This is a genomic window from Kineococcus auxinigenes (genome assembly GCF_050871525.1).
Classification (GTDB): Bacteria; Actinomycetota; Actinomycetes; order Actinomycetales; family Kineococcaceae; genus Kineococcus.
This window is the reverse complement of the sequence record NZ_JBKBCT010000073.1, coordinates 1-19,326: the sequence shown is the minus strand read 5'-3', so window position 1 is coordinate 19,326 and position 19,326 is coordinate 1. Positions and strand designations below refer to the sequence as shown.

The window sequence follows — 19,326 nt, the reverse complement described above, 5'->3', positions numbered from 1 at the left end:
CCCCCCCCCCCCCCCCCCCCCGCCCCCCCCCCCCCCCCCCCCCCCCCCCCCCCCCCCCCCCCCCCCCCCCCCCCCCCCCCCCCCCCCCCCCCCCCCCCCCCCAGTGGGGGGATGGATCGGGGGTGTGACGTTTCACGGAACCGGTTCGGGGGCACCTCCCGTACGTCGGGGCAACGGCCGGTGCGCAGCTGCGCGGGCCGACGTGGAGCCGTCGCGGGCCCCGGCGCGCGACCGGCCCACCCCCCTTGCCCAGGAGACCGCCCGTGCCCGGCAGTTCGCCGTCCCCCGACCCCACCGCCGCGGACCGGGAGGTGAGGCCGTGCCCGCCGCCGCAGCGCGCCGGGGCGCCCGGCGCCCCCCGGCCCCGCGCCGACGAGGTGCCCGAGCCCGCCACCGCGGTCGCCGACGCCGCGACCGCCGACGTCGCCCCCTCCGCCGCCGGCCCGGCGGTCCCCGAGCCGCTGGGCGATCAGCGCCCCGCCCCGCCCCGCACGTTCGGCCTGGTGGTCCTGCTGGGCTCGATGGCGGCGCTGGGGGCGATCAACACCGACCTCTACCTGCCGTCCCTGCCGCAGGTGGCCGACGACCTGGGTGCCACCGCCTCGGCCACCCAGCTGACGATCACCGTCGTCCTCGTCGGGATGGCGCTGGGGCAGGTCGTCGTGGGCCCGCTCAGCGACCGCTACGGCCGCCGTCCGCCGGTGGCGGTCGGGTTCGCCGTCTTCGCGGTGGCGTCGCTGCTGTGCTCGGTGGCCCCCAGCCTGCCGCTGCTCGTGGGGCTGCGGTTCCTGCAGGGCCTGGGCGTGGCGGCGGGCGCGGTGACCGGCATGGCGGTGGTGCGCGACCTGTTCACCGGGGCCGCCGCCGCGCGGCTGATGTCTCGGCTGGTGCTGGTCATCGGGGTGGCGCCGCTGTTCGCGCCGACGGTCGGCGGGGCGCTGGCCGGCGTCGCGGGGTGGCGCGCGGTGTTCGTCGTGCTGGCGGTGGCGGGCGTGGTGCTGCTGCTGGCCGTGCGGCGGCGCCTGCCGGAGACGCGCCCGGACGGCGCCGCGAGCCCCGGTGCCGGACGAGGGGTGCGCCACACCCTCGGGCAGGCGCTGCGGACCTACGCCCGGCTGCTGCGCGACCGCCGGTTCGTCGGGTTCGCCCTGCTGCCGGGCCTGGCCATGTCGGTGATCGTCTGCTACGTCTCCGTCTCGCCGTTCGTGCTCCAGGAGGTCCACGGGCTGAGCACCGCGCAGTTCTCCCTGCTGTTCGCGGTCAACGGGGTCGCCCTCGTCGGGGGCACCCAGCTCAACGCCGCGCTGGTGGGGCGGTACGCCCCGCTGACGCTGCTGCGCGTCGGCGTCCCCACGACCGCGGTGCTCGCGCTCGTCCTGCTCGTCGTGGTCCTCACCGGGGCCGGCGGCCTGGCCGGCCTGCTCGTCGCCCTGTGGTTCCTGCTGGGCAGCGGCGGGCTGATCTCGCCGAACGCGGTCACCTGCGCGCTCGCCGAGCACGGCCGCACCGCCGGCTCGGCGGCCGCGCTGGTCACGGCGGCGCAGTTCGGCCTCGGCGGCGCGGTGGGCAGCGTGGCCGGGCTGCTGGGCGGGGACGAGCGCGCCATGGCCGTGGTCATGGTCGGTGCCGCGCTGGCGGCGTGCTGCTCGCTGCTGGTGGCCGTCCGCGCCCGGCCCGTCGCGGTCGCCCCCGCGGGGTGAGGGCGGCCCGTCACCGTCCTGCCCGGCTGAGAGCCGCCGCGGCTGGCACGATGGACCGGTGAGCACCGAGGCGCCCGCCAGCACCGTCGACGACGCCGCGGAGGCGGGGTTCGCCGCCGGCTGGCGGCTGGTCGCCACCGACCTGGACGGCACGGTCGTGCCGCGCGAGCGCCCCCTGTCCCGCCGCACCCTGGACGCGTTCGCCGCGTGCGCTGCCGCCGGCATCCCCGTCGTGCCGGTGACGGGCCGCCCGCCGCGGTGGGTGACGTCGCTGGCGGCCGAGGCGGGCCTGCGCGGGCGGGTGGTGTGCGCCAACGGCGCGGTCGTCTTCGACCTGGACGCGGGTGAGGTGGTGCACCAGCACCCGATCGACGCCGACGTGGTGCGCGAGGTGACGCGCCGGCTGCGCGAGGTGCTGCCGGGCACGGGGTTCGCGCTGGAGGCCGTGAGCGGCTTCCAGCGCGAGGACTCCTACGCGACGCGCTTCGACACGGGCATGGAGCAGCGCGTGGGCCCGCTGGAGGAGCTGCTGGCGGGCAGCGCTCCGGTGGTGAAGGTCCTGGCCAAGTGCCCGGGGGTCTCCAGCGACGACATGCTCGGGGCGGCGCGGGCGGCGGTGGGCGAGCTGGTGTCGGTGACGCACTCCAACGCCGTCGACTCCCTCGTCGAGGTGATGGCGCTGGGCGTCAGCAAGGCGAGCACCCTGGCGGAGGTGGCGCGCGAGCGCGGGGTCGGCCCGCAGGGCGTGGTGGCTTTCGGGGACATGCCCAACGACCTGGAGATGCTGCGCTGGGCCGGGCGCTCGTACGCGGTGGCCGACGGCCACCCGGACGCGCTGGCCGCGGCGGACGGCGTCGCCCCGGCGTGCGGGGACGACGGGGTGGCGGTGGTGCTGGAGCGGCTGCTCAGCCGCCGTGCGGGGTGACGGGGCCGATGCCGCGCACGAGGACGGGGACCCCGTCGACCGCTTCGGGCAGCTCGGGGCGGTCCGCGTCGTCGGCGACGTTGACCCTCACCGCCCACGAGCGTTCCCACTTCGTCAGGCCGATGCCGTTCACGCGCGAGTCACCGCCCACCAGCTGACGGACGTGCGCCTTCGCGGCGCGCGCGGCACCGACCTCGCCCCGGGAAGAGGGGGCCACACCGGAGGTGTCACCTGGGCTCACACCACCAGTGTCGCACCGAGGGCGTCCAGCACAAGGCCGATCGGGTTGCAGAACGTGAGCCCGGTGCCGTCCTCGCCGCCGCGCTCGCTGCCGGCGAAGAGCAGCCCGACGGCCTGGCGGGTGTCGGGCCGGTAGACCAGGGACCCGGAGTCGCCGCCGGCGGAGAACGCGCCGCCGGTGCCGGTGACCTCCAGCTGCCCGTCGAAGCTGACCACCCCGACGGGGTACTCCACGGCCACGTCGTCCAGCTCGATGGCGCTGATGCGCCCGCGGGTGTGCCCGGTGGTGCGCCCGGCCTTCTCGACCGCGACCTCGTCGTCGGCCTCGGCCCAGCCGACCAGGCGCCCCACCGGGTAGGCGGGGTCGTGGCCCTCGGTGTCGTCCAGGAGCGTCAGCGCGGCGTCGACGGTGCTGCCGCCGCCGGCCTCCAGCGGCACCGCGCGCGCCAGGCGGCCGACGCGGTCGCGCTCGCGCCCGCCGTCGGCGGGGCCGGGCTGCAGGACGGGGTCGTCCAGGGCGGCCTGGTCGGAGTCGGCGACGACGTGGTTGTTGGACAGGGCGTACAGGCCGTCGGAGCCGGTGACGGTGACGAAGGCGCCCAGGGTGCCGGCGGTGACGTCGCGGTGCGCGATGGACAGGCCGGGGTGCAGGGGCCGCACCCGGCGCCGCAGCTGCCCGGGGGTCCAGGTGCGGCCCTCGACGGGGGTGGACAGGGCCCGCACGCGGCCGACGTCGCGCACGTCCAGCTCGGCGGCGGCGGCGGTGCCGGCGAGCGCGCGCGCGTGGTCGAGCAGGGCGTCGCCGCGCAGGCCGGAGTGGCGCACGGCCACGCCGTAGCGGGGGCCGCCGGGGCCGTGGCCGAGCACGCTGATCCCGACGCTGGCGACGCCCCGCGGCGCGGCCAGCGAGGTCACCGCGACCGACCGGGCCCGCAGCTGGGCCTTGAGCTCGCGCGCGTTGTCGATGTGCACCGCTGGATCTCCCTGGTGAGCGTTCCGTGGTCTGACGAGCACACTCTGACAGGGCTCTCCGACACGGCGGCCGAGGTGCGTGCCGCGTGCGCCCCGCCGCTCAGCGCAGCCCGGCGAGCTCCTCCGCGCGCACCACGGCCCGCTCCACGGCGTCCAGCGACCCGCCGCCGACGCGGACCATCGCGGCGGCCTCGGCGACCTGCGCGCACGCGGTGGCGGTGCGGGTCAGGCGCCGGTGCACCTCGGGGTGCCGGCCCTCGGGCCCGCCGGGCACGGTGAACCCCTCGGAGGGGGCCTCGGCCTGCGCGCGCAGGCACGCGGCGCGCACGGCGCGGGCGACGAGGTCCACGCGGGGCAGGTAGGCCTCCAGCGCGGTGCGCTCGGGGCCGGGCGGGCAGCCGTCGACGACCTGCTCGACGCGGCGCACCGCCCGGTCCACGGAGTGCTCGGCGCGCGACCACACCCCCCGGCCCAGCGGGTCGGGGGTGCGGCGCCAGAACGCGAGCTTCAGGGCTCCCGCCTCACAGGTACTGGCCGGTGCCGCCGGGCTGCGCGCGCGGCCCCGGGCCGCGCGCCTGCCCGGGGGCGGCACCCGCGGCACCCGCCGGGCCCATCGCGCCCGGAAGCGCCCGGCGCATCTCCTGCAGCTGCGCCTGGGCGGCCATCTGCTGGGCGACGAGCGCGGTCTGGATGCCGTGGAACAGGCCCTCGAGCCAGCCGACGAGCTGGGCCTGCGCGATGCGCAGCTCGCTCTCGGAGGGCGCGGCCCCCTCGGCGAAGGGCAGCGCGATGCGGCGCAGCTCCTCCACCAGGTCCGGGGCCAGGCCGTCCTCCAGCTCGGAGAGGGAGCGGTCGTGGATCTCGGCGAGGCGGTGCCGGCCGGCCTCGTCCAGCGGCGCGGAGCGCACCTCCTCCAGCAGCTGCTTGACCATGCTGCCGATGCGCATGACCTTGGCGGGCTGGCTGACCAGGTCCGCCGGGCCGGGCTCGCCCTCCTCGGGCGGTTCGGCGATGCCCATGCCCTGGGGGGTGACGACGACCACGCGCGGGTCGGCGCCGTCGGCGGGCTCGCGCCGCACGTCCGGCGGTGTGGGGTCTTCCGGGGGTTGCTGGGAGGGCTGCTGGGACATGGCCCCCATCCTGCCGTCAGCCCCGCGCGCGCACCTCCCGCGGCAGGGCGGTGGCGGCGAGCAGGACGGTGGCGGCCACGGCCAGGCCGGGGGCCGCCACGGCCACGCCCAGGCCGGCGCCGGGCCAGGCGTAGGCGGCGACCAGGGCCAGCGCGCACGCGGCCGGCACCCCGGCGGCGAGGGCGGCCAGGGTCCCGGGGGCCGGGCGCCCGCGCAGCCACCGCCCGCGCCGCCCCCACGGCAGCGCGTGGGCGAGGGCGAGGACGGCGGTGCCGACGAGCGCGGAGGCCAGCGGGTCGCTGACGCGGTGCCAGCCGTCGGCGACGACCATGGCGCCCATCGCGCCGGAGGCCAGTGCGCCCAGCGGCGCCAGCAGCACCCGCCAGCGCGGCGGCGCGGCCACCAGCAGGCCCAGGCACACGCCGAGCACGCCGGCGGTGTGGCCGCTGGGCAGGCTGTTGCCGCCGCCGGCGTAGGCCTCCAGCAGGTTCGGGCGCTCCAGCAGGACGAGCTTGAGCAGTTCCGTCAGGCCCAGGGTGCCGGCGGCGACGCCCAGGCCCAGGGCGGCGCGGCCCGGTGCCCGGCGGGCCAGCCCGGCGAGGGCGACGAGCGCGGCGCCGGCGAGCAGGTGGTGCGGCTCGAGGCGCCCGGCCAGGTCGAGCAGCCGCTCGGCCGGCGCGGGCAGCCCGGCGTCGGGGGAGTCCAGGGCCAGGCGGTGCACGGCGTCCTCGGCGGCCTGCCCGCGGGCGGTGCGCACGCACACGACGTACAGGACGGCCAGGGCGGCGGTGTGCAGGGCGGCGGTCGCGGCGTAGCGGCCGAGGCCGCGGCGGCCGGGGCCGCGCAGGGTGGGCGCCGGGGCCGTGGGGGCGGTGCTGGACGTCACCTCCCCACTGTGCGGCACGTGTGCGCGGGGTGCGTCGCCGGAGCGTGCAGAGCCCGCGCACGTCGTGCGGGGGAGTGCGGGGGGCGGTGGGTCAGCGGGAGGCGCGCTCCAGCGCGGCGACCTCCTCGTCGCTCAGCTCCAGGTCGACCGAGGCCAGCAGCGGGGCGACCTGCTCGACGGTGCGGGCGCTGGCCAGCGGGGCCAGGACGGTGGGCTGGTGCCGCAGCCAGGCCAGCGCCACGGAGGCGACCTCGGCGCCGTGGGCGGCGGCGACCTCGTCCAGGGCCGTGAGGACCCGCTGCCCGCGCGGGGACTCCAGGTGGGCGGACGCCTTCGCGCTGCGGGCGCTGTCGGCGCTCTGCCCGGGGCGGTACTTGCCGGACAGGAACCCGGAGGCGAGGGAGAAGTACGGCACCATCGCCAGGCCGTTGGCGGCGACGACGCCGGCGGGGCCGGACTCGTACTCCTCGCGGGCGACGAGGTTGTACTCGTTCTGCAGCGCGGTGTAGGCGGTGAAGCCCTCGCGGCGGGCGGTCTCGAGGGAGAGCTCCAGGCGGGGGCCGGTGAAGTTGGAGGCGCCCAGGGCGCGGACCTTGCCGGCGGTGACGAGCTCGTCGAAGGCGCCGAGGGTCTCCTCCACCGGCGTGGTCTCGTCGTCGGCGTGCGCCCAGTACAGGTCGATGCGGTCGGTGCCCAGGCGCTGCAGGGAGGCGTCGACGGCCTCGCGGATCGTGCCGGCGGCCAGCCCCTCCAGGCCGGGGGCCTTGCCCACCTTCGTGGCCAGCACGACCGCGTCGCGCTTGCCGGACTTCGCGAACCAGCGGCCCAGGATCGTCTCGGAGATGCCGGCGCCGCCCTCGCTCCAGGAGGAGTAGACGTCGGCGGTGTCGATGAAGTCGCCGCCGCCGTCGACGAAGGCGTCGAGCACGCGGTGCGACTCGGCCTCGTCGGAGGTCCAGCCGAAGGTGTTGCCGCCCAGGCACAGGGGGCGGACGTCGAGGTCGGAGGTTCCGATGCGGGTCATGGGCCCACCCCAGCACTGCCGGGCGCGGTGCGCGCGCGGAGCACCCGTTCGGCGCACTCGGTGCGCACTGTGCACTTGACGCCTACTTTGCACGGTGTGCAAAGTAGGAGCGTGCCCACCGTCCCGCCCCTCGCCCCGCTGCGCGAGCGCCGCCGCGCCGAGACCACGGCCACCGTCGCCCGCGCCGCGCTCGACCTGGCCTGCGAGCGCCCCTGGGCCGAGGTGACCGTCGACGACGTCGCCGCCCGCTCGGGCATCTCCCGCCGCACGTTCTTCAACTACTTCCCGTCCAAGGACGAGGCGCTGCTGCACTTCGCGCCCGGCTGGGAACCAGACCTGCTGGCGGCGTTCCGCACCGGCACCGGGCCGGCGCTGGACGCCCTGGAGGAGATGCTCGTCACCCAGACCGAGCGCTCCGTCGCCCACCGCGAGGACAGCCGCCGCCTGTTCGGCGTCGTGCACGACAACCCCGTCCTGCTGCCGGTCGTCCTGGGGCGCATCGCCGCCGCCGAGGAGGAACTGGCCGAGGCCGTGCGCCGGCGCGAACCCGACGGCGACGAGGTGCGCGCCCGCGTGCTGGCCGCCTGCGTCGCGACCCTGTCGCGCGTCTCCGCGCAGAGCTGGATGGACGACCCGGCCGCCGACCCCGTCGCCGCCGTGCGCGCCGCCTTCGCCGCGCTGCGCGGCATCACCCGCTGACCCGCCCGCCGGCCCACCCGCCGACGCGGCCCCCGGACCTCCCCGTTCACGCCCCGCACACCAGGAGACGCCCGTGACCGCCACCGCACCGCCCGCTCAGCCGGGGGCCGACCGCGCCCCCCGCGTCGGGTGGATCTTCGCCTCCCTGATGCTCGTCATGCTGCTGGCCTCCCTCGACCAGACGATCGTCGGCACCGCGCTGCCCACGATCGTCGGCGAGCTCGACGGCCTGGAGCACATGAGCTGGACGATCACCGCGTACACGCTGGCGCTGACCGTCGCCATGCCGGTCTACGGCAAGCTCGGCGACCTCGTCGGCCGCAAGAAGCTGTTCCTGCTGGCCATCTCGCTGTTCCTGCTCGGCTCCGCGCTGTGCGGGTTCGCGCAGGGCATGGTCGAGTTCATCCTGTTCCGCGGCCTGCAGGGCCTCGGTGGCGCCGGCCTGATGATCATGTCGCAGACGATCATCGCGGACGTCGTGCCCGCCAAGGACCGCGCGAAGTTCATGGCCCCCATGGGTGCGGTGTTCGGCGTCTCCGCCGTCGCCGGCCCGCTGGTGGGCGGCTGGCTCACCGACTCCGTCGACTGGCGCTGGGTGTTCTGGATCAACCTGCCGCTGGGTGCCGTGGCGCTGGCCGTGTCCGCGCTGACGATCCACCTGCCCCAGCGCAAGAACACCGCGAAGATCGACTACGCCGGCATGATCACCCTGGCGCTCGCGCTGACCGGCCTGGTGCTGGTCGCCAGCTGGGGCGGCACCGAGCACGCCTGGGGCTCGGCGACGATCCTGGGCCTGAGCGCCGCGACCGTCGTGCTGGCCGTCGCGTTCGTCCTGATCGAGCTGCGCGCCTCCGAGCCCGTCATCCCGATGCGCCTGTTCCGCAACCGCACGTTCGTCGTCACCACGCTGCTCGGCCTCGTCGTCGGCGCCGGGATGATGGGCGCGCTGGCCTACCTGCCCACGTACCTGCAGATGGCCTACGGCGTGGACGCCACCGAGTCCGGGCTGCTGCTGCTGCCGATGGTCGCGGCGCTGCTCGTCACCAGCATCGGCTCCGGCGCCGTGGTCTCCAAGACCGGTCGCTACAAGGCGCTGCCGATCGCCGGCACCCTCGTCGCCGCCGCGGGCATGTTCGGCATGTCCACGATGGACCTGTCCACCCCGCTGTGGCTGCTGTGCGCGTACGTCGGCGTCCTCGGGGCCGGCCTGGGCCTGTTCATGCAGATCATCGTGCTGGCCGTGCAGAACGCCGTGCACCCCCGCGAGATCGGCACGGCGACCTCGTCGAACAACCTGTTCCGCGAGCTGGGCGTCACCGTGGGCGTCGCCGTCCTCGGCACGATCTTCACCAGCCGCCTCACCCAGCGCCTCGGCGACGCGATCCCCGCCGGGGCCGGGGCCGGCGCGCACGGCACCTCCTCGCTGACCCCGGAACTGGTGCGCTCGCTGCCGCCCGCCGTCGCCGACGGCGTGGTGGACGCCTACGCCACCTCGCTGACGCCGATCTTCGGCTGGCTGGTGCCGATGTTCCTGCTGGGCACGGTCATCGCCCTGTTCCTGCCGGAGGTCCCGCTGGCCTCCACCACCCCCGTCGGCGAGGGGGAGGCGGAACTGCTGGGCGAGCAGGCCGCCGCCGGTGCGAGCGCCCCGGTGGGCGCGCCGACGACCGCACAGGTGCCCGCGCAGGGTTCCGCGCAGGGTTCCGTGGAGGGTTCCGCGCGCGCCGACGGCGAGGTCGCCCCCGGCCCCCGCTCCTGACGGCGGGCGCCGCTCAGGCGCTCCGCGGCGCGCTGCGGCCGGCGAGCTCTCCCGGGGGGAGGTCGCCGGCCGCAGCCGGTTCCCCGTACAGGAAGCCCTGCGCCTGCACCGCGCCGAGCTCGCGCAGGACCTCCGCCTGAGCGGGACGCTCCACGCCCTCCACGACGACCCCCAGGCCCAGGTCGCGGCCCAGGGTCAGCAGCGCCCTCAGGAACTGCTGGGCGCGCGGGCACACGTCCACGTCGGCGGTGAAACCGCGGTCGATCTTCACCGAGTCCAGCGGGATCGAGCGCAGGTGCAGCAGGGAGGAGTACCCCGTCCCGAAGTCGTCCAGGGACAGCTTGAAACCCTCCTCGTGCAGGCGCCCGGTGACCTCCTGGGCCGCCGGCAGGTCCCGCAGCAGCGCGTCCTCGGTGATCTCCAGCACGAGCTGCCCGGGACGCAGCCCGTGCCGCTGCACGTGCTCGCCCACCGCGGCCGGGAAGGCGGGGTCGGTCAGCAGCTCCGGCGGCACGTTCACCCCGACCCGCACGTCGCCGTGCCCCGCGCGCGACCACCGCGCCAGCTGCTCGCACGCCTGCTCGAGCACGGTCCCGGTCAGCGCGGGCAGCAGGTTGCTGCGCGCGGCCAGCGGCACGAACACCTCCGGGCCGACCTCCTCCCCGCCGTGCTCCCAGCGCGCCAGGCACTCCAGGCCGGTGACCCGGCCGGTCGCCAGCTCGACGATCGGCTGGAACACCGTGCGGACCTCGCCGCGCGCCAGCGCCCGGCGCAGCGGGTCCCGCAGGTGCAGGTCCCGCGCCTGCGGCAGCCGCATGCTGGGCCGGTACAGCGACATCCGCCCCTTGCCGGCGCGCTTGGCCGCGTCCAGCGCCACGTCCGCGTGCGCGAGCACCGCCGTCGGTGCGGGGGAGTCGTCCTCCGCGGCGACCTCCGCGACGCCCACGCTGACCCCGACCCCCACCTGCCGCCCGGCCAGGGTGAAGTGGTCGGCCATCGCCGCCACCGCCCGCTCCGCCAGCGCCAGCAGGTGCGGCTGCGCCGGGCCGCGGTCACCGCGCTCCACCAGCACCGCGAACTGGTCGCTGCCCAGGCGGGCCAGCGTGTCCCCGGCGCCGACGACCCCGCGCAGCCGCTCCGCCACCCGGGTCAGCAGCTCGTCCCCGCCGGCGTGGCCCAGGGCGTCGTTGACGGCGCGGAAGTCGTCGATGTCGATGCTCAGCACCGCCAGCGGCCGCCGGTCGCGCCGGTGCAGCTCCAGCGCGTGGGTGAGGCGGTCCAGGAACATGGCCCGGTTCGCCAGCCCCGTCAGGTCGTCGTGCAGGGTGCGCCACCGCAGCGCCGCCTCGCGGGCGTCGGCCTGCGCGCGCAGGTGCTCGGCGGCCAGCACCTGGCCCAGCAGCGTCGCCAGCAGCTCCAGCACCGGCCCGTGCCGCTCCAGCTCCGCCGGTTGCACCCGCGGGTCCAGCCCGCACAGGGTGCCGAACAGCCGCCCGTCGCCCCCGCGGATCGGCACGCCCACGTACGCGCCGACGGGCAGCTCGCGCGCCACCCCGGCCGCCGCGTACCGGGGCACCGCCATCGCGTCCGGGGCGATGCGCGGGGCGTCCCCGACGACCATGTGCCGGCAGAAGGACTCCGACCAGCCGTGCCAGTCGCCGGGCCCCTTGCCGTACGCCGCGTCGCGCACGTGCAGGTACAGCTGGCGGCCGTCCACCCGGGAGGTGATCGCCCAGAAGCCCAGCGGGACTTGCTGCTCCAGGAAGTCCAGGACCCGCGTGCAGGCCTCGTCGAAGGTCAGCAGGTCGGCCGGCACGGGGAAGCCCGCGGCCGGCGCCTCCGGCTCGACCACACCCACCACGTCCACCACCTCCCCGGTGAACCGGGGGACGCCCGCGTCCCCCGGCGACGGTCAGCGTGGCACGGGACCGGTGCCCCGGCACGGCGAGCGGGGCTCGCGCCCGGCGACCCGTGCCTGCACCCGCCGCCACCTCCTGCCACGATGTGCTCATGAGCGCTACCAGGGCCGTCGAGGCCGCGAAGAAGGAAGGCGGCCCCGTCCGGCGGCACGCCCAGATCACCGGTGTGGTCCTGATGGTCCTGGGGGTCCTGGGGCTCATCCCGGGCATCACGACGAACTACGACCAGATGGGCTTCTTCCGCAGCGGCGCCGAGCTGTTCGGCGTGTTCACCGTCTGCGTCCTCACCTCGGTGGGCCTGTTCCTCTTCGGCGTCACCGTGCTGGCCTTCTCCGGATCGGTGCGCCAGGCGCACAAGAACGTCATCTTGCACGCCCTGGCGCTCATCGCCATGGGCATCACCGGCGCCGGCCTCGTCGTCAACTCCCCGCACGCCCTGCTGCCCACCGACATCGAGAGCAACTGGCTCTACCTGGCGCTGGGCGTGGTCTTCCTCGTCGGGGGCAACCGGGCGCGCGCCAAGGAGATCAAGGAGAACGGGGTCTTCTGAGCCGCGGCCGCGCCCGGGCCCCGCGGGGGACCGGGCGCGGGCCGGTGGTCAGGCGCGCAGGGTCACCCACTGCGTCTCGGTGAACGCCTCGATGTTGGCCTGCGCGCCACCGTGCCGGGAGCCGGTGCCGGAGGCGCCGACCCCGCCGAAGGGTGCGACGGCCTCGTCGTTGACGGTCTGGTCGTTGATGTGCACCAGCCCCGAGGGGATCCGCTCGGCCAGCTCCAGGCCGCGGTGCACGTCGCGGGTCAGGATGCCCAGGCTGAGCCCGTACTCGGTGCCGGCGGCGAGGTCGGCGACCTCGTCGAGCGAGGAGAACGGGGTGACCGGCGCCACCGGGCCGAAGATCTCGTCCCGGTAGGCCGGGGCGTGCACCGGGACGTCACCGAGGACCGTGGGCCGGTAGAACAGCCCCTCGAACGTGCCGCCGGTGCGCACCGTGGCGCCGGAGTCGACGCTGGCGGTGACCAGGCCGTGGACGCGGTCGCGCTGACCGGCGTCGATGAGGGGGCCCAGGGCCACGTCCTCGCGGAACGGGTCGCCGATCGACATCCCCCCGACCTGCTCGGTCAGGAGCTCGGTGTACTGCTCGACGACGTCGCGGTGCACCAGGTGCCGGGAGGTGGCCATGCAGATCTGGCCCTGGTGCGTGAAGGAACCGCGCGCTCCGAGCGCGGCGGCTCTGGCGACGTCGACGTCGGGCAGCACGATCAGCGCGGAGTTCCCGCCCAGCTCCAGGTGCGCGCGCTTGAGGTGCTGGCCGGCCAGCGCGCCGACCGCCCGGCCGGCCCGGGTGGAGCCGGTGAAGGCGATGACCCGCACCGCGGGGTGCACGACCAGCGCCTCGCCGACGTCGGCGCCCCCGGGCAGCACCTGCAGCACGCCCGCCGGCAGACCGGCTTCGGCGAACACCTGCGCGAACACCGCTCCGCCGCTGATCGCGGTGCGCGGGTCCGGCTTGAGGATCACCGCGTTGCCCAGCGCGAGGGCCGGGGCGACCGCGCGGATGGACAGGATGGTCGGGACGTTGAACGGCGCGATCACGCCGACGACGCCGGCCGGCAACCGGCGCGCGAAGCTCAGCCGCGGCGCGCCGGTGCGCAGCAGTTCGCCGTACGGGTGGCTCGGCAGCGCGGAGGCCTCGTAGCACTCCGCGGCGCTGGTGCGCACCTGGAAGTCCCCGAACGGCCGCGTCGCGCCGGATTCGCGCGCCAGCCAGCCCTGGATCTCCTCGGCGTTGGCCTCCAGCACGTCCCCGGCCCGTCGCAGGACCCGTGCCCGCTCCTCGAAGGGCGTTGCGGCCCAGTCCCGCTGCGCGGCGACCGCGCGCTCGGCGGCGGCGTCGAGGTCGCGCGGGGTCGCCCGGCCGACCTGCCCGATCACCTGCCCGGTCGCGGGTTCGACCGCCTCGTACGTGCCGCCCGAGCCCTCGCTCCACCGCCCGGTCCACACCCCGCCCTGCCAGGCGCCGTCGTCCAGCAGTCCCATGCCGTCCTCCTCGTCGAGTCCCCGACCGCGCCCCCGGCCCGGCCGTCCGCCCCAGAGGGTGCCACGGGCGCCGGCCGCGCCAAGGATCGGTGACAAGGATGTCGACGATGCTGCCGTGTGCGCGTGCCACGGCACGCGGTGCGGTGGACCGCGATCCGCAGCGGCTGCACGCCCGAGACCGCCGGGGCCTCGCTGACGCTGCCCGTGTGCCTGTACCCGGTCGGCTACCTGCTCGGCGGACTGCTAGTCGGGCCCCTGTCGGACCGGCTCGGGCGGCGGGCGACGATCACCGGCAGCCTCGCCGTGGGCAACACCTGCACCGGTGAGATCGCGCCGGCGGCGGCACGCGCCCGGTACACCGCCACCACGTTCGTGCTGTGCACGCTCGGCGCCATGAGCGCGTAGTCCGTCCGGTAGGGAACGCGCGGAACGGCCGAAACCCCGGGTGCGCGCTGCTCACGTGGTGGTGAAGGCCGGTTCGTTCGTGCTGAACAGCTCGCTGGTCGCGGCGCAGCGGCAGGCGGCCCGTCCCCTCACAGCAACCGGCGCGCCGCCGCCCACCGCGTCAGCTCGTGCCGGTTGGACAGCTGCAGCTTGCGCAGCACCGCCGACACGTGCGTCTCCACCGTCTTCACCGAGATGAACAGCTCCCTGGCGACCTCCTTGTACGCGTAGCCGCGGGCGATCAGGCGCATCACCTCCCGCTCCCGCGCCGAGAGGCGGTCCAGCTCGTCGTCGGCGGCGGCGACCTCCCCGGCGACCGCGCCGAACGCGTCGAGCACGAAACCCGCCAGGCGCGGGGAGAACACCGCGTCGCCGTCGGCGACCCGCCGCACCGCCGCGGCCAGCTCCTCACCGCTGATGGACTTCGTGACGTACCCGCGCGCGCCGCGGCGGATGACGGCGATGACGTCGTCGGCGGCGTCGGACACGCTCAGCGCGAGGAACCGCACGGGGTGCTCACCGCCGAGCAGGTCCGCGCAGTCCACCAGCACCCGCACCCCGCCGGAACCGGCCCCGGGCGCGGGGGCTTCCCCGGCCGCCGCGGGCAGGTGCACGTCCAGCAGCACCACGTCGGGCAGTTCGCGCCGCACCACCGCCACCGCTGCGGCGGCGTCGCCGGCCTCGCCGACGACCTCCACGTCCGCCGCGGCGGCCAGTTCCGCGCGCACACCGCTGCGCACCATCCGGTGGTCGTCGACCACCACCACCCGCACCGTCACGAGGCCGCCCCCTGCGCGGGTGCGGGCAGCCGCAGCGCCACCTCGGTGCCGCCGTCGGCGGGCCGGCGCACCGACGCGCTGCCGCCGGCGCGCGCCATCCGGCCCAGGATCGACTCGCGCACCCCCAGGCGGTCCTGCGGCACCGCGTCCAGGTCGAAACCCGGCCCGCGGTCGCGCACGAACACCTCGAACGAGCGCCGGTCGCCGGCACCGAGGGCCTCCGCGTACAGGGACACGGTGCCGCCGGCGTGCCGGCCGGCGTTCAGCAGCGCCTCCCGCGCGGCCTGCGCCAGCGCGCTCGTGCCGCGCTCCAGCACCAGGGCGTCCAGGTCCCCCACGAGCACCACCTCCACCGTCGCCCCGGAGGCGTCCTCCACCTCGGCCGCCGCCGCCCGCAGCGCCGCACCCAGGGTGCCGGCCGCGGTGCCGTGGTCGCCGTACAGCCAGCGGCGCAGGTCCCGCTCCTGCGCGCGGGCCAGCCGCGCCACCTCCACCCCGTCGGTGCTGCGGCGCTGGATCAGCGCCAGGGTCTGCAGCACCGAGTCGTGCACGTGCGCGGCCAGCTCGGCGCGCTCCTGCTCGCGGGCCAGCGCGGCTCGCTCGGCGTCCAGGTCCCGCCACAGCCGCACCGCCCACGGCGTCAGCACCACCGCGACGCCCGCCAGGACCGCCACCGCGCCCAGCACCGACCCGCCCAGCGCGGCCGCGTCCCCGCCCAGCGCCAGGAACAGCACCACGCCCAGCAGCACCAGGGAGGTGCCGGCCGCCACCCGCAGCGCCGCGCCGCGCCCGCCGCCGGCACCGGACACCCAGCGGGCCCGGCGGGTGGCGTCCAGCTGGCTCCAGGCCAGCACCACCCCCGCACCCACCACCAGCACCGGCAGCACCACCCGTGCGGAGGCGTCCACCCCGCCCAGCCGCAGCGCCGCCAGGGCGCCGGCCAGCACCAGCACCCCGCCCACCAGCGCGTCCCGGTGGGCGAGCACCCACGCCGACGGGTCGGCGCGGCGCCCGCCGGAGCCGGCGTCGCGCTCGTCGGGCACCAGGAACCAGTACACGGCGTACAGCGCCAGGCCCGCCCCGGCCAGCACGGCCAGCGCGGCGAACGCCACCCGCACCCGTCCCGCGGGCACGTCCAGGTGCGCCGCCAGGCCCGCCGCGACCCCGCCGGCGCGGCGCCCGGCGACCGGCCGCACCAGCCGCGGGCGCGCTCCCGCCGGTGCGGGGGAGGGCCCTGCTGCGCTCGTGCTCACGACCGCGATCGTGGCACGCCGGGCCGGTCCCGGGGATCCTCCCGGAGGTGGTTCAGGGTCCTCTCAGGGTCGAACCGGGGGTCCACCCCCTTCTCCCCGGCACCGCGCGCCCGCCACCGTGGAGCCATGACGAACACGGAGTTCCCCAGCCCCCCCGCCGGCACCGGCCACGAGGCCGCGGACGGCCCGCGACGCCCCGCCCCGGACCGGTTCTTCGACGCGGTCCGCCGCACCGGCGCGACCCGCACCCCGGACCGGTGGATCGCCGGCGTGTGCGCCGGACTGGCCCACCGGCTCGGCGTGAACCCCGCCGTCGTGCGGGCGCTCGCGGTTCTCCTCGTCCTCCTCGGCGGCGTCGGGCTGCTGCTGTACGGGGTGGCGTGGGCGCTGCTGCCGGACGCCACCGGCCGCGTCGAGGCGCAGGCCGCGCACCGCGGCGACGTGTCCGCCTCCTTCGTCGCCGCCGTCGCCCTCGTCGTGATCGACCTGCTCGGCGGTGCCGGCATCGGCTTCCCCTGGACCTGGTGACGGTGAGCACCCCCGACCCCGGCGGGCCGCCGCCCGCCGACCCGCCCCCGGACGGCGACAAGCTGGCCCGCGCCACCGCCGTCGTGCGCTCCTGGGGGGTCGTGCGCGGCGAGGACCGCTGGTTCGCCGGCGTGTGCGGGGGCCTGGCCGCCCGCACCGGCCTGGACCCCGTGCTGGTGCGCGGCCTGCTCATCGCCCTCGTCCTCGTCGGCGGCCTCGGCCTGGCCCTGTACGGGCTCGCCTGGGCCGTGCTGCCCGACGCGCGCGGGCGCGTGGAGCTGGAGGCCGCCGCCCGCGGCGACGTCTCCGGCGCCCTCGCCCTGGCCGCCGGCCTCGTGCTCCTCGACCTCGCCGTGGGGCGGGGCGTCGTCGGCCTGGCCGGGGTGGCGCTGGGCCCGCTCGGCGGCAGCACCGGCTGGGGGTTCCTCGTCACCGGCCTCGTCGCCGCCCTGCTGTGGTGGCTGTTCCGCGACCGCATCGCCGCCGCGTGCGCCCGTCACCCCGAGCGGCCGGACGCCCCCGCCGCGGCCCCGGCCCCGGGCGGCCCCACCGTCGCGCTGCACCGGGACGCACCCACCGCGTCGATGCCCACCGCCGCGCCGACCGTGTCGCTGCGCAAGGAACCGGTGGCAGCCGACGACCTGGTCGACGACCTGGTCGAGGACCTCGCCGACCTCACCGCCGACCTCACCGCCGACCTCACCGCCGGACCCGGCGCCGGCTTCGGCTCCGCCGTCGAGCGCCGCGCCGCCGCACGCGAGCAGGCCCGCGCCGCCGCCCGGCGCGCCCGTGCCCGGCGCCGCCCCGGCTCGCCGCTGCTGACCACCCTCACCCTCGGCGCCGCGATGCTCGCCGCCGGCCTGGTGGTGCTGGCCGAGCTGCTGCTGGCGCTGCCGGCCCCCGCCCACGTGCTCGCCCCGGCGGCGGCGCTCGCGGTCGTCGGTGCGGGCGCCGTGGCGGCCGGTCTCGCCGGGCGGCGCACCGCGCTCGTCGGGCTCGGCTGGCCGCTGGCCGTGCTGACCGTGCTCGCAGGCACGCTGCCGCCCTCCGGCGGCTGGCACTGGGACGTGAACGGCACCTGGGCACCGACGGCCGAGTCGGTGCGCGAGCGGGACGCCGTCAGCTCCGCCGTCGGGCGGCTGCGCGTGGACCCCTCGGGCCTGGCCGCCGACGAGGTGCCGGAACCGGTCACCGCCACCCTGGCCGCCGGCCGGCTGGAGGTCGTCGCACCCGCCGGGACGACGGTGCTCGTGGACGCCCGCGCCCTCGCCGGCAGCCTGCGCTGGGACGCCACCGCCGGGGACGTGGTGCCCGTGGCCTCCGGGGACCGGGCGCTCGTGGCCACCGGCACGAGCGGCGACGGCGCGGGGGTGGAGGGCGGCCTGGACACCCGGCGGGTGCTGGCCGCGGGCCCCGACGCGGCGCGCGTGGCCGCCGCCACCGAGGTCGACGGCGAGGACGCCGCGGACTGGACCGTGCCCGGCGGCGTCGCCGTCGTGCGGGCCGTCGTGTGGGCGGGGGAGGTCCGCGTGGGCGCGGCCGGTTCCGACCTGCTGGAGGGGCAGTGACGGGCGGCGGCGCGGCGGGCCCGCCGCAGGAGCCGGAGGAACCCCGTGGCCCGGCGACGACCGTGGACGTGGGGGCCGTGGTGTGGGGCTTCGCGTTCCTCGCCGTGGCCGCCGCGATCGGGGTGCGCGCCGTCACCGGCGTGAGCTGGGCGTGGGGCTGGAACGTCGCCGGCGTGCTGCTGCTGGGTGGGCTGGCCACCGTGGTCGCCGCCCTGACCGCGGCGGGACGGGCCCGTTCGCGCTGTCCTCGGTAACGTCGTCCCCGTGACGCACCACGACGCGGGGCACGGGGCGGGGCACGACGGGCGGAGCGGGGTCCGGGTCGAACCGGAGTGGGGCCGCACGCGCGACGGCGAGCCCGTCGCCCGCTGGGTCCTGGACGACGGGACGGTGCGCGTCGGGCTGCTCGAGCACGGCGCGCGCATCCAGTCGGTGCTGGCCCCGGACCGCGACGGCGCCGCGGCCGACGTGGTCCTCGGCTTCGCCGAGCTGGAGCCCTACGAGACGAAGGGGCGTTCCTTCGGGGCGACGATCGGCCGCTTCGCGAACCGCATCGCCGGCGGCACGTTCACCCTGGACGGGCGCACCTCCTCCATCCCGGTGACCGACCGCGGCAACGCCATCCACGGCGGCGCGAACCCCTACTCCCAGCGGCTGTGGACGGCCCACGAGGTGCCCGGCGCGTGCGGGGTGCGGTTCTCCCTGCTCAGCCCGGACGGGGACGAGGGGTTCCCCGGGGCGCTGAGCGTGCACGTGCAGTACGTCCTGATCGACGGGGCGCTCGTGGTGGAGACGTCCGCGACGACGGACGCGCCGACCGTGCTCAACCTCACCAACCACGCGTACTGGAACCTCGCCGGTGAGGGCAGCGGCACGGTCGAGGCGCACCTGCTGCAGGTGGACGCGGCGGCGTTCCTGCCGGTGGACCCCACCGGCGTGCCGACGGGGGAGCGCTGGCCGGTGGCCGGCACCCCGTTCGACTTCACCGAACCGGTGCCGGTGGGCTACCGGCTGCGCGACGGCGAGCAGGCCGGCGACGAGCAGCTGCAGCGCGGGTCGGGCTTCGACCACTGCTTCGTGCTGGCCGACGTGCCCGGCGGGGAGCGGGAACCCTCGCGGGCGGCGCGCGTGCAGGACCCGGTGTCGGGGCGGACGCTGGAGGTGTGGACGGACCAGCCCGGCCTGCAGGTGTTCAGCGGCGGGACCCTCGCCGGGACCCTCACCGGCAAGGCGGGCGCGGCGTACGGTCCGCGCACCGGCCTGGCCCTGGAGGCGCAGGCCTTCCCCGACGCCCCCAACCACCCCGGCTTCCCGACCACCGTGCTGCGCGAGGGCGACGAGTTCCGCTCCGTCACCGAGTTCCGCTTCGGCGCCTCCTGACCCCACCCGCCCCCGCGCCGTCCACCCCCACCCCTGGGGGGGGGGGGGGGGGGGGGGGGGGGGGGGGGGGGGGGGGGGGGGG

At 77.2% G+C, this 19,326-nt stretch carries 20 protein-coding genes; 10 read left to right on the top strand and 10 right to left on the bottom strand.

Features of this window, described 5'->3' with window-relative positions; translation table 11 throughout:
- The first annotated feature begins 263 nt into the window (after positions 1-263).
- Positions 264-1,700, top strand: coding sequence for a Bcr/CflA family efflux MFS transporter (locus ACRYR9_RS16450; protein ID WP_432496262.1), 1,437 nt, complete (start codon positions 264-266; stop codon positions 1,698-1,700).
- Between the two features lie 58 nt (positions 1,701-1,758).
- Positions 1,759-2,625 carry an HAD family hydrolase gene (locus ACRYR9_RS16445; protein ID WP_432496265.1) on the top strand — a complete coding sequence of 289 codons (867 nt, stop codon included), beginning with the start codon at positions 1,759-1,761 and terminating at the stop codon, positions 2,623-2,625.
- On the opposite strand, the gene ACRYR9_RS16440 is transcribed toward ACRYR9_RS16445, so the two are convergent.
- The 6 genes from ACRYR9_RS16440 to ACRYR9_RS16415 all read right to left on the bottom strand — a co-directional run bounded on the left by ACRYR9_RS16440 (position 2,606) and on the right by ACRYR9_RS16415 (position 6,877).
- Positions 2,606-2,866: a hypothetical protein gene (locus tag ACRYR9_RS16440; RefSeq protein WP_432496268.1), complete on the bottom strand. Its 261-nt coding sequence runs from the start codon at positions 2,864-2,866 to the stop codon at positions 2,606-2,608. The two genes, ACRYR9_RS16445 and ACRYR9_RS16440, sit on opposite strands and share 20 nt — an antisense overlap.
- Positions 2,863-3,837, bottom strand: a complete 975-nt coding sequence (locus ACRYR9_RS16435; RefSeq protein WP_432496271.1) for a chymotrypsin family serine protease — start codon at positions 3,835-3,837, stop codon at positions 2,863-2,865. Before ACRYR9_RS16435 ends, ACRYR9_RS16440 begins: the two co-directional genes overlap by 4 nt.
- 100 nt (positions 3,838-3,937) lie before the next feature.
- Positions 3,938-4,276, bottom strand: a complete 339-nt coding sequence (locus tag ACRYR9_RS16430) for a hypothetical protein (RefSeq protein WP_432496273.1) — start codon at positions 4,274-4,276, stop codon at positions 3,938-3,940.
- Positions 4,277-4,358: 82 nt separating this feature from the next.
- A complete protein-coding gene (locus ACRYR9_RS16425) occupies positions 4,359-4,976 on the bottom strand; it encodes a proteasome activator (RefSeq protein ID WP_432496276.1) in 618 nt (205 codons plus the stop codon).
- Positions 4,977-4,983: 7 nt separating this feature from the next.
- Positions 4,984-5,853 carry a phosphatase PAP2 family protein gene (locus tag ACRYR9_RS16420; RefSeq protein ID WP_432496278.1) on the bottom strand — a complete coding sequence of 290 codons (870 nt, stop codon included), beginning with the start codon at positions 5,851-5,853 and terminating at the stop codon, positions 4,984-4,986.
- 91 nt (positions 5,854-5,944) lie between these two features.
- Entirely contained in the window at positions 5,945-6,877 is a 933-nt protein-coding gene (locus ACRYR9_RS16415; RefSeq protein ID WP_432496281.1) for an aldo/keto reductase, read from the bottom strand.
- Positions 6,878-6,988: 111 nt separating this feature from the next.
- Between ACRYR9_RS16415 and ACRYR9_RS16410 the strand changes: the two genes are divergently transcribed.
- Both ACRYR9_RS16410 and ACRYR9_RS16405 read left to right on the top strand, forming a co-directional pair.
- Positions 6,989-7,576 (top strand): TetR/AcrR family transcriptional regulator, encoded by a 588-nt coding sequence (locus tag ACRYR9_RS16410; protein ID WP_432496284.1) that lies wholly within the window; start codon positions 6,989-6,991, stop codon positions 7,574-7,576.
- Positions 7,577-7,649: 73 nt separating this feature from the next.
- Positions 7,650-9,335, top strand: coding sequence for an MDR family MFS transporter (locus ACRYR9_RS16405; RefSeq protein ID WP_432496286.1), 1,686 nt, complete (start codon positions 7,650-7,652; stop codon positions 9,333-9,335).
- A 13-nt stretch (positions 9,336-9,348) separates the two neighbouring features.
- On the opposite strand, the gene ACRYR9_RS16400 is transcribed toward ACRYR9_RS16405, so the two are convergent.
- Positions 9,349-11,196 carry a bifunctional diguanylate cyclase/phosphodiesterase gene (locus tag ACRYR9_RS16400; protein WP_432496289.1) on the bottom strand — a complete coding sequence of 616 codons (1,848 nt, stop codon included), beginning with the start codon at positions 11,194-11,196 and terminating at the stop codon, positions 9,349-9,351.
- A 149-nt stretch (positions 11,197-11,345) separates the two neighbouring features.
- On the opposite strand from ACRYR9_RS16400, the gene ACRYR9_RS16395 reads away from it, so the two are divergent.
- Positions 11,346-11,804, top strand: a complete 459-nt coding sequence (locus ACRYR9_RS16395; RefSeq protein WP_432496292.1) for a DUF4383 domain-containing protein — start codon at positions 11,346-11,348, stop codon at positions 11,802-11,804.
- Positions 11,805-11,852: 48 nt separating this feature from the next.
- On the opposite strand, the gene ACRYR9_RS16390 is transcribed toward ACRYR9_RS16395, so the two are convergent.
- The gene (locus ACRYR9_RS16390) at positions 11,853-13,292 is read right to left on the bottom strand and encodes a benzaldehyde dehydrogenase (protein ID WP_432496294.1); all 1,440 of its coding nucleotides are present in this window, start codon (positions 13,290-13,292) and stop codon (positions 11,853-11,855) included.
- 123 nt (positions 13,293-13,415) lie between these two features.
- Between ACRYR9_RS16390 and ACRYR9_RS16385 the strand changes: the two genes are divergently transcribed.
- Positions 13,416-13,697 (top strand): hypothetical protein, encoded by a 282-nt coding sequence (locus tag ACRYR9_RS16385; RefSeq protein WP_432496296.1) that lies wholly within the window; start codon positions 13,416-13,418, stop codon positions 13,695-13,697.
- 128 nt (positions 13,698-13,825) lie between these two features.
- Here ACRYR9_RS16385 and ACRYR9_RS16380 read toward each other — a convergent pair whose 3' ends face one another.
- Both ACRYR9_RS16380 and ACRYR9_RS16375 read right to left on the bottom strand, forming a co-directional pair.
- Complete coding sequence (locus tag ACRYR9_RS16380; RefSeq protein ID WP_432496299.1) at positions 13,826-14,515, bottom strand: LuxR C-terminal-related transcriptional regulator; 690 nt, start codon at positions 14,513-14,515, stop codon at positions 13,826-13,828.
- Positions 14,512-15,768, bottom strand: a complete 1,257-nt coding sequence (locus tag ACRYR9_RS16375; protein WP_432496301.1) for a sensor histidine kinase — start codon at positions 15,766-15,768, stop codon at positions 14,512-14,514. Before ACRYR9_RS16375 ends, ACRYR9_RS16380 begins: the two co-directional genes overlap by 4 nt.
- Before the next feature lie 126 nt (positions 15,769-15,894).
- Here ACRYR9_RS16375 and ACRYR9_RS16370 point away from each other — a divergent pair, with 126 nt between their 5' ends.
- From ACRYR9_RS16370 to ACRYR9_RS16355, 4 genes are read left to right on the top strand one after another with little or no spacing between them, the layout of a single operon-like run.
- Entirely contained in the window at positions 15,895-16,296 is a 402-nt protein-coding gene (locus ACRYR9_RS16370) for a PspC domain-containing protein (protein WP_432496304.1), read from the top strand.
- Positions 16,293-17,864, top strand: a complete 1,572-nt coding sequence (locus ACRYR9_RS16365; protein WP_432496307.1) for a PspC domain-containing protein — start codon at positions 16,293-16,295, stop codon at positions 17,862-17,864. The genes ACRYR9_RS16370 and ACRYR9_RS16365 overlap by 4 nt, the downstream gene beginning before the upstream one ends.
- Complete coding sequence (locus ACRYR9_RS16360) at positions 17,861-18,118, top strand: hypothetical protein (protein WP_432496309.1); 258 nt, start codon at positions 17,861-17,863, stop codon at positions 18,116-18,118. The genes ACRYR9_RS16365 and ACRYR9_RS16360 overlap by 4 nt, the downstream gene beginning before the upstream one ends.
- Positions 18,119-18,128: 10 nt before the next feature.
- Entirely contained in the window at positions 18,129-19,244 is a 1,116-nt protein-coding gene (locus ACRYR9_RS16355) for an aldose epimerase family protein (RefSeq protein WP_432496312.1), read from the top strand.
- Positions 19,245-19,326 lie beyond the last annotated feature (82 nt).

What these genes read in the sequence shown, in the direction of transcription:
- ACRYR9_RS16370 (WP_432496304.1), top strand. Translation starts at nt 15,895, where the DNA reads ATGACGAACACGGAGTTCCCCAGCCCCCCCGCCGGCACCGGCCACGAG.
- ACRYR9_RS16395 (WP_432496292.1), top strand. Translation starts at nt 11,346, where the DNA reads ATGAGCGCTACCAGGGCCGTCGAGGCCGCGAAGAAGGAAGGCGGCCCC.
- ACRYR9_RS16390 (WP_432496294.1), bottom strand. Translation starts at nt 13,292, where the DNA reads ATGGGACTGCTGGACGACGGCGCCTGGCAGGGCGGGGTGTGGACCGGG.
- ACRYR9_RS16415 (WP_432496281.1), bottom strand. Translation starts at nt 6,877, where the DNA reads ATGACCCGCATCGGAACCTCCGACCTCGACGTCCGCCCCCTGTGCCTG.
- ACRYR9_RS16425 (WP_432496276.1), bottom strand. Translation starts at nt 4,976, where the DNA reads ATGGGGGCCATGTCCCAGCAGCCCTCCCAGCAACCCCCGGAAGACCCC.